Source organism: Mycobacterium adipatum (assembly GCF_001644575.1).
Classification (GTDB): domain Bacteria; phylum Actinomycetota; class Actinomycetes; order Mycobacteriales; family Mycobacteriaceae; genus Mycobacterium; species Mycobacterium adipatum.
The window spans coordinates 1731985-1746234 of the sequence record NZ_CP015596.1; the positions used below are offsets into that span (position 1 = coordinate 1731985).

Below are 14250 nucleotides of genomic sequence, written 5' to 3' on the forward strand. Positions count from 1 at the left end.
GCCAGAGCCCATGGCGACGTCCGAGCCCGGCGCGAGCCGCCTTTACCGGCGTCCGCCGGGCGCGGGCTGGCTGGTGGCCCTCATCGTGGTGCCGCTGGCGCTGGCCCTACTCGGGACGGGCGGGTGGAATCAGCCCGCGGACTCGCTGCCGCTCACCGGAGTCAGTGCCCGGGCCACCCCGGTCGCCACAGATGCCGCACGCAGCACGGTGCTGATGGCGCCGTTGTCGTTGCAGCGCAGCGGCAATGACGTTGTCCTGAGTGGTCAGGTGCCCGACGAATTGTCCCGCACGTTTGCACTGGACCGCGCCCGCACGCTGCTGCCGGGATCGAATGTGATAGACCTGCTCACCGTCATCGGCGGTATCACCGCGACCGACCTGGCCGGTCTGGATCCGGTGCTGACCGCCGCTGCGCCGCTGCCGGACTTCGGATTCAGCATCAACGGAGCCAGCATCGTCCTGACGGGAACGGCCCCGTCCGAGGAGATCGCGAACCGGGTGCAGGCCGCCGTCCAGACCGCGTGGCCGGACCTTGAGGTGGTGGACGACATCGCGGTCATCACCCCCGGAGTCGCGCCGCCGGCGCCGCCGGGCCCGGGTGTGACCAGTGAGTGTGCCGATCTGCAGCAGAACATCTCGGGTCTGCTGCGCACGCCGATCCCGTTCGAGGCCGACGGATCGCAGGTGGCGCCGGCCTCGGCGCCGCTGATCAACGAGCTGGTTCGGGAACTGCGCGCATGCCCGGCGGCGAAGATATCGATCATCGGGCACACCGATGACACCGGGACCGAGGCCGACAATGTCGAAGTGAGCACCAATCAGGCCAAAGCCGTTGCCAACGCCTTCATTCGGCAGGGGGTGGCGGCCGACCGGATCACCTCCACCGGAGTCGGCGCGGCCGCGCCGATCGCGAGCAATGACACCGAATCGGGCCGGGCGGCCAACCGGCGCATCGAGATCAGGGTCAGCTAGGGGGCAGTCGTGGAGTTCATGATGCAGTGGTTCGGGTATCTGCTGGCGTTCGTGGCGGGGTCCGCGGTGGCGTGGGTGGCAACGGTGCTGCTGGTCCGGCGCGCCGGTGAGGACGAGACGACGTGAACGCCACCCTGCTGGCGCTGTCGTTCGTGCTCGGCGTCGTGCTGACGCTGGCCTTCACATTGCGCAGGACACCCTAATGTGGGCCGGGCAGCTTCAGTAACAGTCGGGTGCCGCCCAGCGGGCTGGCCTCCAACGATGCGGTGCCACCGTGCAACTCGGCCTGCTGCGCCACCAGGGCCAGGCCGAGTCCCGAGCCGGAGTGCGAGGCCGTCGAACCACGCGAGAACCGCTCGAACACCTTGGTGCGCTCCTCCTCGGGGATGCCGCAGCCGTCGTCGTCGATGGCGATCTCGACACCTTCACGCGAACTGACCGCCGACAGCTGCACACGGGTGGCGTCACCGTGCTTGACCGCGTTGGCGATCGCGTTGTCGACCGCCAGCCGCAACCCGGCGGCCAGACCGAGGATCAGCACCGTCGGGGCCGGCACCAGCGAGACGTCAAGGTCGGGATACACCCGCATGGCGTCATGGGCGGCACGGTCCAGCAGTTCGGTGAGGTCGACCGGCGCATGGTCGTCGGAGGTGGACAGTTGGCCCTGGGCGAGCCGCTCCAGCGCCGACAGGGTGGCCTCGATGCGGGACTGGGTGCGGATCACATCGCCGAGCACCTCGGCGCGCTGCTCCTCGGGCATGTCGAGGGTCGCCAGCACCTCGAGGTTGGTGCGCATCGCGGTCAGCGGGGTGCGCAGTTCATGGGAGGCGACCGCGGCGAAATCGCGGGCCGATTCCAGGGCGGCCTTGGTGCGCTGTTGCTCATCGCCGATGCGGGCCAGCATGCCCTCCACCGCCTCGCCGATCTCGCTGGCCTCCCACACCCCGCGCACATTGACCTCGTCCGGGTTGGACTGCGCGTTGATGGCGCGGGCCTGCTGGGCCAGTCGGCGGAACGGCGTGATCATGACCGCCGAGATCACCCAGCCGACCACCAGGGTGCCGCCGATGACGCCGCCGCTGATGAGCAGCACCCGGCGGTGCTGGTTGTCGATCTGTCGTTCGGTGTCGGTCAGGGTCGCGCCCAGCGCGATGGAGGCCTGGCCGGCGGTGAACGTCCGGACCCGGTATTCGGTGCCGTTGATGGTGGTGGTGGCGAATCCGTCCGGGAATTCCGGCAGCACGACGTCGGCGGGTATCGACACGGTGGCACCGCCGATGCGTGCGGTGCGCACCAGGTCGGGATCGGCCTCCGGGGCGTCGGCGTCATCCTTCATGGCGGTGCTGAGTAGGGAGCTGACATCGCCCAGGCTGCTGATCGAGTCCAGCCGCCGGTCCAACTGGCTGTATTGCTCGTTGGTAATACCGATCCACACCCAGGTGCCGATGATGATGACGGTGGTGACCACCCCGAGGGCGGCGGCCACCACGATCGAGCGCAGGGACAGGATGCGCTTGGGCAGGCCCAGCGCGCGGTAGAGCCGGTCGTTCAGATCCACGGCGTCAGTCTCGACTATTGCGTTCGCAGGACGAAGCCCACGCCGCGCACGGTGTGCAGCAGCCGGGGTGCCCCGCCCGCTTCGAGCTTGCGGCGCAGGTAGCCGATGAACACGTCCACCACGTTGGTGTCCGCGGCGAAGTCGTAGCCCCACACCAGTTCGAGCAGCTGCGCGCGGGACAACACCGCGGTCTTGTGCTCGGCCAGCACGGCCAGCAGGTCGAACTCGCGCTTGGTCAGGTCGACATCGGCGCCGTTGACCCGGGCGCGCCGGCCCGGGATGTCGACCTCCAGCGGGCCGACCGAGATGGTCTCCGAGGAGAACGTCGCGGTGGATCCGCGCCGACGCAGCAGGGCCTTGACCCGGGCCACCAGCTCCTGCAGCACGAAGGGTTTCACCAGGTAGTCGTCGGCTCCGGCTTCCAGGCCGGCCACCCGGTCATCGACGCTGGTGCGCGCAGAGAGCACGCAGACCGGGACATCGTTGTCCATCGCGCGCAACGCGGTGACCACGCTGACGCCGTCGAGCACCGGCATGTTGATGTCCAGCACGATCGCATCCGGTCGGGTCTCGGTGGCGCTGCGCAGGGCTTCGGCGCCGTCGACGGCGGTGGATACCTCGAAGCCCGACAGCCGCAAACCACGTTCCAGCGACGCGAGTACGTCGGGGTCGTCGTCGACGACGAGGACCCGAGGCGAGGTCGAGGCACCACTTTCCATGCCGCCAATACTGCCCCAAAGCCGTCGGCGGCTGGGGGATGCGGGTCGGTCGGCGCTGCGTCCGTCTCGGGCAGGGCGCCAAACCGTGCTAGATACATACCGTGAACTCGACTCCGTCCCTGGTGGCGCGGGCCAAGGCGCTGGTGGCCAACCCCGTGTTCGACGTCGTGATGATGACGGTCATCCTCGTCAACGCGGTGGTACTGGGGATGGAGACCTTCGCCTCGCTCTCCAGTGCGCACCACGGCCTGTTCAGCACGGTCAACAACGTCATTCTCGGCATCTACATCGTCGAACTGTTGGTCCGGATCACCGCCTGCGGGTGGAATCCGCGCACGTTCGCACGTGATGGCTGGAACATCTTCGACTTCCTCGTCGTGGTCGCCTCCCTGCTGCCGTGGCTGCGGGAGAACGCGATGCTGCTGCGCCTGGTCCGGCTGCTGCGGATCGTGCGCATCGTGCGTTTCCTGCCCGACCTGCGCGTCATCGTGGCCGCTGTCGGTCGCAGCGTGCCCGGCGTCGCTTCGCTGGCCGCCGGCACGGTGCTGCTGATCTATATCTTCGGGATGATCGGGTGGGTGCTGTTCGGTGCGCACGACCCGGACAACTACGGCAACATCGGGGTCGCGATGCTGACGATGTTCCTGATGCTGACGCTGGAGAACCTGCCCGACAACATCGCGATGGGCCTGGAGATCTCGCCGTGGACGGTGGTGTTCTTCGTCTCCTATGCGGTGCTGGCGAGCTTCCTGATCTTCAACCTCTTCATCGGCATCGTGCTGAACTCGATGGAGGAGGCCCGCTCTGCCGATCGCAAGGAACACGAGACCGACGACCTGTTGGCCAGGTTGCGGGCTGCGCGCAACGCGCTGGAAGAGGCAGAGGCCGAGCTGGCCAAGACTCATCGCAGATAGCCGGGTAACGGTTTGACCTCATCCATTGTTGAGGTTTTACGGTGACGAGGCGCCGGTTAATCCGGTTGTCGTACTCGTGCCGTAGAACTCAGTATGGGTAGGGGGAGGAGGTGGTTGCGCGTGTCAGGTTTGCGATCGGTGCCGGCGATCGCGCCACCACCGCGGCGCATCCGATCGTCCTCGGACATCCTGCGATTGCTGCCGTACCTCAAGCCCTATCGGGTCCGCTGGATCGCGATGGTGGTGGCGGCCTTCGTCAGCCTGGGCGCCACCGTGTCCGTGCCGCTGCTCACCAAGGCCGTCATCGACGGGCCGGTACGCGAGAAGGATGCCGCGGGCCTGTGGACGCTCGGGTTGGCCGCCGTCGCGCTGCTGGTCACCGAGGCCGTGCTGTGGTTCATCCGGCGCTGGCTGGTGGCCCGCGCGACGATGGGCGTCGAGGCCGATATCCGCAAGGACCTCTACGCACGGTTGCAGGTGCTGCCGATGTCCTTCCACGGCAACTGGCAGTCGGGCCAGCTGTTGAGCCGGGTGATGAACGACCTGAGCGCCATCCGGCAGTTCCTGTCCTTCGGGCTGCTGTTTTTGATGCTCAACGTCGTGCAGATCATCGTGGTGACGAGCATCCTGCTGGCGATGTACTGGCCGCTGGGTGTGGTCGTGGTGGTGGCCATTGTGCCGATCACGCTGACCATCCTGCATTTCCAGCGGCAGTTCACCCTGCTGTCCCGGCAGTCCCAGGACCAGGCCGGCAATGTCGCCACCCACGTCGAGGAGTCCGCGCTCGGGCTGCGGGTGATCAAGTCCTTCGGTCGCGAGGAGCACGCCTACCGCGGTTTCGACGAGCGGGCCACCGATCTGTTCGACACCGAGGTGCGCAAGGTGGGGGTCTCCGCCAAGTTCTGGACGCTGCTGGAGGTCATCCCCAACATCACCCTGATCATCGTGCTCGGCTTCGGCGCGTACGCGACCGGTCACGGAGTCATCAGCATGGGCACCCTGGTCGCGTTCATCACCATGATGCTGTCGCTGGTGTGGCCGATCGCCTCCCTGGGTTTCCTGCTGTCGATGACGCAGGAATCGATGACGGCGGCCAACCGGGTCGCCGAGATCTTCGACGAGCCCCGCACGATCAGCGACGGGCCGCACCATGACCCGCCCCGTGGTGGCCGGCTGGAACTCATCGACGTCGGGTTCCGGTTCCCGGACTCGGACAGTTGGGCCCTGCGGCACGTGAACCTGACCGTGGAGTCCGGGGAGACGGTCGCGTTGGTCGGCGCCACCGGGTCGGGGAAATCCGTGCTCGCCGCCCTGTTGTCGCGGCTGCATGATGTCAGCGAGGGCGCGATCCTGGTCGACGGCACCGATATCCGCGAGCTGTCGCTGCCCGCGCTGCGCCACACGGTAGCCACCGCGTTCGAGGACCCGACGCTGTTCTCCATGTCGGTCGCCGAGAACCTGCGCCTGGGCAACCCGGAGGCCACCGATGAGGATCTGGCTCGCGGCATAAATGTCGCTTCGGCTGGATTTGTGTATGACCTGCCGTTCGGGCTGGACACCCGCATCGGTGAGCAGGGCATGAGCCTGTCCGGCGGTCAACGGCAACGTCTTTCGCTGGCCCGCGCCATCATTGCCGAGCCGCGGATCCTGGTGCTCGACGACACGCTGTCGGCGCTGGACGTGCACACCGAGGCCGAGGTCACCGAGGCGCTGGGCCGGGTGTTGCGCGATGTCACCGGCATCGTGGTGGCCCACCGTGCCTCGACGGTGCTGCTCGCCGACCGGGTCGCGCTGCTGGAGAACGGGACCGTGACCCGGGTCGGCACGCACGCCGAACTGCTGGCCGACGCGCCGGAGTACCGGTATCTGCTGGCCGCCGACGACGAGCTCGCCGGGGTCGAACCATGAGCGACGGGACCGCGGGCGTCGATACCGGCTGGCGGGGTAAGGCCGTCGCCGCCGACGACGAGAACCTGCCCATCGACGAGTCGATCTCCCGTCGCCGGGAGGCCCGCTCCCTGCTGGGCTCGCTGCTGCGGCCGTACACGTCGGTGGTGGCGGTGCTGGCCGTGGTGGTGGTGGTGGAGAACGCGGCTCGGCTGTCGGTGCCGCTGCTGGTGCAACGCGGTATCGACCACGGCATCCCGCCGATCGTGGCCGGCGGCACCGCACGCGAGCTGTTCCTGATCCTGGCGGCGCTGTGTGGTGTGGTGGCGCTGCAGGCCACCAGCCGGATGTACTTCCTGCGCCGGTCCGGCCGGATCGGCCAGGAGATCCTGATCGAGCTGCGCCGCAGGCTGTTCCGCCACTTCCAGCGGCTCGACGTGGCCTTCCACGACCGTTATACCTCGGGCCGGGTGGTGGCCCGCTCGACCAACGACGTCGACGCCATCCAGGACATGCTGGCCACCGGATTCGACGGTCTGATCACGGCGGTGCTGACCATGTTCGGCACCGCGGTGCTGCTGGTCGTGCTGGACTGGCGGCTCGGGCTGGCCTGCCTGTGCGCGTTCCCCGTGCTGGTGGCGCTGACGTGGTGGTTCCGCAGCGAGTCTTCCCGGACGTATCTGAAGGTGCGTGAGGCCGCCGCGCTGGTCATCGTGCAGTTCGTCGAGACCATGACCGGCATCAAGGCGGTGCAGGCCTACAACCGCGAACCGCGCAACCAGGAGATCTTCGAAGGCGTTGCCGACCAGTACAAGTCGATCAACGAGCGGGCGTTCAAACTGCTGGCGGTCTTCATGCCCGCGGTACGGCTGACCGGCAACCTGACCACCGGCGCGGTGCTGCTCTACGGCGGCTATCTGGTGCTCGAAGACCAGATGACCCTGGGCACGCTCACCGCCTTCCTGCTGTACCTGCGCATCTTCTTCGAACCCATGCAGGAGATCTCGCAGTTCTTCAACACCTTCCAGTCCGCGTCGGCGGCGCTGGAGAAGATCGCCGGAGTGCTCGCGCAGGATCCCGACATCACCGATCCCGAACACCCGGTGCGGCTGACGGATGTGAAGGGCCACATCACCTTCGACGATGTGCACTTCTCCTATGTACCGGACCGCCCGGTGCTGCCGTCGCTCACGCTCGACATCCCGGCCGGGCAGACCGTCGCGCTGGTCGGCACCACCGGTGCGGGCAAGACGACCATCGCCAAGCTGCTGGCCCGGTTCTACGACCCGGTCAGCGGGGCGGTCACGTTGGACGGTACCGATCTGCGTGATGTCGCCCAGGCCGATCTGCGCACCCATGTGGTGATGGTGACCCAGGAGAACTTCATGTTCGAGGGCACCATCGCCGACAACATCCGGTTCGGCCGGCCCTCGGCCACCGATGCTGAGGTGCGCGAGGCGGCAATCGCGGTCGGCGCGGACCGATTCATCGACGCCCTGCCCGAGGGGTATCTGACCGACGTGGCCAAGCGCGGCGGCCGGCTGTCCGCGGGGCAGCGCCAGCTCATCGCGTTCGCCCGGGCGTTCCTGGCCGACCCCGCCGTGCTGATCCTCGACGAGGCCACCTCGTCGCTGGACATCCCGAGCGAGCGGATGGTGCAACGCGCCCTGGCCACCGTGCTGGCCGATCGGACCGCCGTGGTGATCGCGCACCGGTTGTCCACGGTGCAGATCGCCGACCGGGTGCTGGTGCTCGAACACGGCGAGGTCGTCGAGGACGGGCCGCCGGATGAGTTGATCGACGCCGGCGGCCGGTTCGCCGCGCTGCACCGCGCGTGGATCGAGTCGCTGGCATGAGGTCGCTGCGGGTCTCATCGGTCGCGTTGCCGATCGAATTCGGCGACGAGACAAGCAATTTTGCTGCCGCCCGCGCTGCTCTGCAGCGGGCCGAGCCGGGGCTTATCGTTCTTCCGGAGCTGGCCACCAGCGGCTACGTGTTCGGTGACCTCGACGAGGCATGTGCGCTGTCCATGACGGTGGATGATCCGCGGTTGACCGGGCTGGCCGATGTTGTGCCCGACGGTGTGGTGGCGGTGATCGGGTTCTGCGAACGCGCCGGCGAGCAATTGTTCAACTCCGCGCTGGTGTTCGACCGGACCGGCACGCTGGGCTGCTACCGCAAGGCGCACCTGTGGGACGAGGAATATCGGTTCTTCAGTCTCGGTGCCGAAGCGGGCACGCTAATGGACACACCAATCGGCCGGCTCGGCGTCGCGATCTGCTACGACATCGAATTTCCGGAGGTACCACGGCGGTTGGCGCTGGCCGGCGCGGAAGTGCTGGCGCTGCCGGTGAACTGGCCGCTCGCCGATCGCCCGGCCGGCGAGCACGCGCCCGAGACCATCCAGGCGATGGCCGCGGCGCGGGCCTCCCGGCTGCCGATCGCGATCGCCGACCGGCACGGCACCGAGCGCGGGGTGACATGGACCGGCGGGACCGCCGTCATCGACCGGGACGGCTGGGTGGTCGCGACGCCCGATGCGCACGGTGTCGCGTCGGCGGTAGTGCGTATCGATGCGAGCAAGGCTCTGGGCGCGAACAACGATGTGTTCGCCGACCGGCGCCCGGAGTTGTACTAGGGGATCAACCGTGCCCGGCGTGCCCGCGACACCGCCTCGTGCCGGGTCCGGGTGCCCAGTTTGTTTGCCGCGCTGCGCAAATAGCTCTTGACCGTCTCGGGCTTCAGGGAAAGCCTCTCGGCGGCCTCGGCATTGGTGCAGCCCAGCGCGATCTGTGCCAGCACGTCGACCTCGCGGGGTGTCAGGTGCGCGGCGTCCATCTGGGGTGCCGAGAGCAGGTCGGCGAGGCGCTGCAGTTCGGCGCCGGTATCACCCTCGGCGCGTGCGGCCAGACTGCGCAGACCGGCATACACCTCGCGGATGGTCTCCGGGTTGGCCGTGCCCGTCTGCTGCGCCTCGCGCAGCCGCAGCCGGCGGTCCACCTCATCGCGGATACGCAGCTCGTCGACCAGCCGGCGGCCGGCGTCGACCATCAGATCGGCCGCCCGCCCCCCGAACGGCGCCCCGGACCGATACGCGCCGTAGAGCATCGCCCGCGGCACGCCGTCCACGATCACCGGCACGGCAAGCACCGAACGGATGCCCTCCGAGAGCACCGGGGCGTCGTAGTCGTGGGTGATGGTCGAGGCATTGCGGTAGTCGGACACCGACAGCGGCCGGCCCGCGACCATGCTGGCCCCGCCCAGCCCGGACCGCGACCGCACCACCAGGCCGCGCAGCAGCCCGGTGCGGGTTCCGACGAACTCGCTCAGTAGCAGCGCGTCACCGGCGACCTCACCACCGAACAGCACCGGAACCCCGGCCTCGACCGCGACCCGGCGCAACTCGGCGCGCAGGGCGTCGGTATCGCGGGGGCGCAGCAGCGGTGGCACGGTGTTCCCCTCTTTCGGGGGTAGCGGTCAGCAGAGTGTGACGTAGATCCTAGTCGCCATGAGCACCAACACCGATCTGTATCGCGCCGCTCGCGATCACCTCGTGGCCGTGATCAGCGACTATGACAAAGCGGTCGGCACCTTCACCTGGCCGGAGATCACCGGCGCCTTCAACTGGGCCACCGACTGGTTCGACGTCATCGCAGCAGGCAACAACCGCACCGCGTTGTGGATCGTCGAGGAGGACGGCACCGAGACCAAGGTCTCCTTCGCCGAGATGGCCGAGCGGTCCGACCGGGTGGCCACCTGGCTCAAGGGCCTCGGCGTCGGCAAGGCCGACCGCGTCATCCTGATGCTCGGCAACCAGGTCGAGTTGTGGGAGGCGATGCTCGCGGTGGCCAAACTCGGCGCGGTGGTCATGCCGACCACCGGCGCGCTGGGCCCGGCGGACCTCGCAGACCGCATCGACCGCGGCGGCGCGCGGTTCGTCATCGCCAACGCCGCGGACGCCGCGAAGTTCGACGCGGTGCCCGGCGAGTACACCCGCATCTGTGTGGGAGAGGCACCGGGCTGGCACCGCTACGCCGACGCCTACGACGTCACACCGCAGCGTTTCGACACCGTGACAACGGTCGACGACCCGCTGCTGGTGTACTTCACCTCCGGCACCACCAGCCGACCCAAACTCGTCGAGCACTCCCAGGTGTCCTACCCCGTCGGCCACCTGTCCACGATGGCCTGGATCGGGGTCACCCCGGGCGACGTGCACCTGGCCATCAGCTCGCCGGGCTGGGCCAAGCACGCCTGGAGTTGCTTCTTCGCCCCGTGGATCGCCGAGGCCACGATCTTCGTCTACAACTACGGCCGCTTCGACGCCGCGAGCCTGCTGCACCAGATCCGGCGGGCCGGGGTCAACACCTTCTGTGCGCCGCCGACGGTGTGGCGGATGCTCATCCAGTCCGATCTGGGCGCCAAACCCGAAGGGCTGCGCGAGATCCTGGGCGCCGGCGAACCGCTGAACCCGGAGGTCATCGCCGCCGTCGAGCGCGCCTGGGGGCTGACCATCCGGGACGGGTTCGGGCAGACCGAGACCACCCTGCAGGTGGGAAACACGCCGGGCCAACCGGTCAAGGCCGGCTCGATGGGCCGCCCGATGCCCGGTGTCCCGGTGGTGCTCGTCGACCCGCTCACCGGCAAGCTCGCCGACGAGGGTGAGATTTGTCTGGACCTGTCCAGTCGGCCGGTGAACCTGATGACCGGCTACCTGGGTGACCCGAAACGCAACGACGCGGTGATGCACGGCGGCTACTACCACACCGGTGACGTCGCCAGCCGCGACAGCGACGGGTACATCACCTATATCGGGCGCACCGATGACGTCTTCAAGTCCAGCGACTACAAGGTCTCCCCGTTCGAACTGGAGAGCGTGCTCATCGAGCACCCCGCCGTGGTGGAGGCCGCGGTTGTCCCGCAACCACACGACACCCGGCTCGCGGTCCCGAAAGCCTATGTCACCCTGGCCGAAGGCTGGGCGGCCGACGCCGGTACCGCCCGCGCGATCATGGAACACGCTCGGGACCATCTTGCCCCCTACCTCAAGGTGCGCCGCGTCGAGTTCTTCGAACTGCCCAAGACCATTTCCGGCAAGATCCGGCGCGTCGAACTGCGCACCCGCGAGGATGAGGCGCACCGGTCGGGAACCCCGATCGACACCGAACACCGCTACGAGGATCTGGTGGGCGAGCGATGAAGAGTTATGACGCCGGGCCGACGGACGTGCCCATCATCGAAGACACCATCGGTGCGAACTTCGAGCGCACCGCGGCCGAACACCCCGATACCGAGGCGCTCGTCGACGTCGCGCAGGGCCGGCGCTGGACCTACCGCGAACTCGACGACGAGATCGACCTGGTGGCCCGGGGCCTGCTGGGCCGCGGCATCGCCAAGGGCGACCGGGTGGGTATCTGGTCACCCAACCGGGCCGAGTGGACCATTGTGCAATACGCCACGGCCAAGATCGGCGCCATCCTGGTCAACATCAACCCCGCCTACCGCACCCACGAACTGGGCTATGTGCTCAACCAGTCGGGGGTGCGGATGCTCATCTCGGCCACCGACTTCAAGACCTCGGACTATGTCGCGATGGTCGCCGAGGTACGCGCCGAGGCGCCGGCCCTGACCGAGGTGATCTTCCTCGGCACGCCGGACTGGGCGGCGCTGCGTGCGGCCGCAGTCCCGGCGGGCGAACTGCGGGACCGGCAGGCCACGCTGGTCAACACCGACCCGATCAACATCCAGTACACCTCGGGCACAACGGGTTTCCCCAAGGGCGCGACGCTGTCGCACCGCAATATCCTGAACAACGGGTTCTTCGTCACCGAGGGCATCAACCTCAAACCGGGGGACCGGCTGTGCATTCCGGTGCCGTTCTACCACTGCTTCGGCATGGTGATGGGAAACCTGGGCTGCACCACCCATGGTGTCACCATGGTGATCCCGGCCCCCGGATTCGATCCCGGCGTCACTCTGGAAACCATTGAGGCCGAACGCTGTACCGGCGTGTACGGGGTCCCGACGATGTTCATCGCGATGCAGAACCACCCGAGTTTCCCCGAGCGTGACCTGTCGAGTCTGCGCACCGGCGTCATGGCCGGCGCGGTCTGCCCGGTCGAGGTGATGAAGCGGTGCATCAACGATATGCACATGGCCGAGGTGGCCATCGCCTACGGCATGACCGAGACCTCGCCGGTGTCGTGCCAGACGCTGCACGATGACGATCTGGAACGCCGCACCGCGACCATCGGCCGTGCGCATCCGCACGTCGAGGTGAAGATCATCGACCCCGAGACCGGCGAGGTCGTGGATCGCGGGCAGCCCGGCGAGTTCTGCACCAAAGGTTATTCGGTGATGCTGGGCTACTGGGAGGACGACACCAAGACCGCCGAGGCGATCGACGACGAGGGCTGGATGCACACCGGCGATCTCGCGGTCATGCGCGAGGACGGCTACTGCACCATCGTCGGGCGCATCAAGGACATGGTCATCCGCGGCGGGGAGAACGTGTATCCCCGCGAGATCGAGGAGTTCCTGTACAGCCACCCCGGGATCGAGGACGCCCAGGTGATCGGGGTGCCCGACGCCAAGTACGGCGAGGAGATCTGCGTCTGGGTCAAACTGAAGCCCGGTGCGGAACCGCTGGACGCCGACGCCGTCCGGGAGTTCGCGCGGGGCCGCCTGGCGCACTACAAGATTCCGCGGTACGTACACCTGGTCGACGAGTTCCCGATGACCGTCACCGGCAAGATCCGCAAGGTGCAGATGCGCGAGGAGAGCGTGCGAATTCTCGGCTTGTGACGTTCCGGCTGCGCTGAGGGCGCACTGCTGGAAGAGTTGGGACATGGCACTGTACGGACGGCGGTTATGCGCCGTGCTTGCTGTGCTCTCGGCGGTGCTGCACCTGAGCATGCTGGGTCAGGCGAGCAGTGCCGTGGTGGCCGTGTTGGTCGCGGCCATGGCATCGGTGTGCCTGTTTTGCGGATACGAACTGTGGCGGGCCGGGTCGCTGCGCAGCTGGTGCCTGGTCGGGGTGATGAGCCTGGCCATGGTCGCCGCGCACCTGTCGCTACCGGGACATCGGCACGCCGAACAACCGGCCATCTCCGGTCCGCCGGCCGAGTCGATGAACGCGCTGATGGGCGTGGCCACCACGGTGTCGCTGGTCGAGGCCGTCATCGCCGCCGCGGTGCTGTGGGTGCTGACCCGACGCCGCGCAGCCGGACTGGTCTGAGGCATCGGCCAGAATGTAGGCATGACGTATCCGCCGCCGCAGGTGCCCCCGCAGGCCGCCCCGGTCTGTTACCGCCATCCCGGTCGACAGACCTACGTGCAGTGCACCCGTTGCGGGCGCTACATCTGCGGGGACTGCATGATCTCCGCGGCGGTCGGTCATCAATGTCCGGAATGCGTGGCGGCGGGGGCAGCCACCATCCGCCCGACGCAGGGCCGGTTCGGCGGCAAGGTGGCCTCGGACAAACCGCTGGTGACCTACACCCTCATCGCGGTCAACGTCGTGATGTTCGTGCTGCAGATGGCCTCGGGCTGGGTGTACAACCAGTTTGTGCTGTGGCCGCTGGCCATCGCCGTGGACGACCAGTACTACCGCCTGGTCACGTCGGCCTTCCTGCACGGCGGCATCATGCACATCCTGTTCAACATGTATGCGCTGTACGTGCTCGGCCCGTCGCTGGAGCGGTTGTTGGGTCGGCTGCGGTTCGGCGCGCTGTACGGGTTGTGTGCCTTGGGCGGATCTGTGCTGGTGTACCTGATCACCCCGGTCAACACGGCCACCCTCGGTGCCTCGGGAGCGGTGTTCGGCTTGTTCGGTGCGATCTTTGTGGTGTCGCGTCGGCTCAACCTCGACGTCCGCTGGGTGGTCGGCCTGATCGCGCTCAACGTGGTGTTCACCTTCGTTGCCCCGCTGATCGGTGCCGGCGCGATCAGCTGGCAGGGCCACCTCGGCGGCCTGGTCACCGGTGCCTTGGTCGCGGCGGGGTTCGTCTACGCCCCGAAGGCGCGCCGCAACCTGGTCCAGGGGGCGGTGGCCGGCACCCTGCTGCTGCTGTTCGTGCTGCTCGTTTGGTTGCGTACCGAACATCTGCTGACGATGTTCGGCGGCTACCTGAACCTGCGCTGATGTTGTGCTGAGATTGGGCGGTGACGGCGCCAGCCCCTGAACCCGAACCCGAACCG

The 14250-nt window shown here is 67.9% G+C and carries 14 protein-coding genes; 11 read left to right on the plus strand and 3 right to left on the minus strand.

Annotated elements, in window-relative coordinates; genetic code table 11:
• Positions 1-10: 10 nt before the first annotated feature.
• Genes arfA through A7U43_RS30740 form a run of 3 tightly spaced genes read left to right on the plus strand, consistent with a single transcriptional unit; the run spans position 11 to position 1176 of the window.
• On the plus strand, positions 11-973 hold the full coding sequence (gene arfA, locus A7U43_RS08285; RefSeq protein ID WP_067993372.1) for a channel-forming protein ArfA/OmpATb: 963 nt from the start codon (positions 11-13) through the stop codon (positions 971-973).
• An 18-nt stretch (positions 974-991) separates the two neighbouring features.
• Positions 992-1099, plus strand: coding sequence for a channel accessory protein ArfB (gene arfB / locus A7U43_RS30735; protein ID WP_458860420.1), 108 nt, complete (start codon positions 992-994; stop codon positions 1097-1099).
• A gap of 26 nt (positions 1100-1125) precedes the next feature.
• On the plus strand, positions 1126-1176 hold the full coding sequence (locus A7U43_RS30740; RefSeq protein WP_472419439.1) for a hypothetical protein: 51 nt from the start codon (positions 1126-1128) through the stop codon (positions 1174-1176).
• Here A7U43_RS30740 and A7U43_RS08290 read toward each other — a convergent pair.
• Positions 1173-2531, minus strand: coding sequence for a sensor histidine kinase (locus tag A7U43_RS08290; RefSeq protein WP_067993374.1), 1359 nt, complete (start codon positions 2529-2531; stop codon positions 1173-1175). The two genes, A7U43_RS30740 and A7U43_RS08290, sit on opposite strands and share 4 nt — an antisense overlap.
• 14 nt (positions 2532-2545) lie before the next feature.
• Positions 2546-3259, minus strand: coding sequence for a two-component system response regulator PrrA (gene prrA, locus A7U43_RS08295; RefSeq protein ID WP_156525866.1), 714 nt, complete (start codon positions 3257-3259; stop codon positions 2546-2548).
• Between the two features lie 92 nt (positions 3260-3351).
• On the opposite strand from prrA, the gene A7U43_RS08300 reads away from it, so the two are divergent.
• The 4 genes from A7U43_RS08300 (at position 3352) to A7U43_RS08315 (ending at position 8689) form a co-directional block, all read left to right on the plus strand.
• Positions 3352-4164, plus strand: coding sequence for an ion transporter (locus tag A7U43_RS08300; protein ID WP_231963551.1), 813 nt, complete (start codon positions 3352-3354; stop codon positions 4162-4164).
• Between the two features lie 120 nt (positions 4165-4284).
• The gene (locus A7U43_RS08305) at positions 4285-6072 is read left to right on the plus strand and encodes an ABC transporter ATP-binding protein (protein WP_231963552.1); all 1788 of its coding nucleotides are present in this window, start codon (positions 4285-4287) and stop codon (positions 6070-6072) included.
• A complete protein-coding gene (locus tag A7U43_RS08310; RefSeq protein ID WP_067993384.1) occupies positions 6069-7907 on the plus strand; it encodes an ABC transporter ATP-binding protein in 1839 nt (612 codons plus the stop codon). The genes A7U43_RS08305 and A7U43_RS08310 overlap by 4 nt, the downstream gene beginning before the upstream one ends.
• The gene (locus tag A7U43_RS08315) at positions 7904-8689 is read left to right on the plus strand and encodes a nitrilase-related carbon-nitrogen hydrolase (protein WP_067993386.1); all 786 of its coding nucleotides are present in this window, start codon (positions 7904-7906) and stop codon (positions 8687-8689) included. The genes A7U43_RS08310 and A7U43_RS08315 overlap by 4 nt, the downstream gene beginning before the upstream one ends.
• Here the strand turns inward: A7U43_RS08315 and A7U43_RS08320 are convergent.
• Positions 8686-9501 (minus strand): response regulator transcription factor, encoded by an 816-nt coding sequence (locus A7U43_RS08320; RefSeq protein ID WP_067993388.1) that lies wholly within the window; start codon positions 9499-9501, stop codon positions 8686-8688. The genes A7U43_RS08315 and A7U43_RS08320 overlap by 4 nt on opposite strands.
• A 58-nt stretch (positions 9502-9559) precedes the next feature.
• Here A7U43_RS08320 and A7U43_RS08325 point away from each other — a divergent pair, with 58 nt between their 5' ends.
• Genes A7U43_RS08325 through A7U43_RS08340 form a run of 4 tightly spaced genes read left to right on the plus strand, consistent with a single transcriptional unit; the run spans position 9560 to position 14194 of the window.
• Positions 9560-11251, plus strand: a complete 1692-nt coding sequence (locus A7U43_RS08325) for an AMP-binding protein (RefSeq protein ID WP_067993391.1) — start codon at positions 9560-9562, stop codon at positions 11249-11251.
• Entirely contained in the window at positions 11248-12855 is a 1608-nt protein-coding gene (locus A7U43_RS08330; RefSeq protein WP_067993399.1) for an AMP-binding protein, read from the plus strand. Before A7U43_RS08325 ends, A7U43_RS08330 begins: the two co-directional genes overlap by 4 nt.
• Positions 12856-12898: 43 nt before the next feature.
• On the plus strand, positions 12899-13288 hold the full coding sequence (locus tag A7U43_RS08335) for a hypothetical protein (RefSeq protein ID WP_067993402.1): 390 nt from the start codon (positions 12899-12901) through the stop codon (positions 13286-13288).
• A 21-nt stretch (positions 13289-13309) separates the two neighbouring features.
• Positions 13310-14194 carry a rhomboid family intramembrane serine protease gene (locus A7U43_RS08340; RefSeq protein WP_067993405.1) on the plus strand — a complete coding sequence of 295 codons (885 nt, stop codon included), beginning with the start codon at positions 13310-13312 and terminating at the stop codon, positions 14192-14194.
• Positions 14195-14250 lie beyond the last annotated feature (56 nt).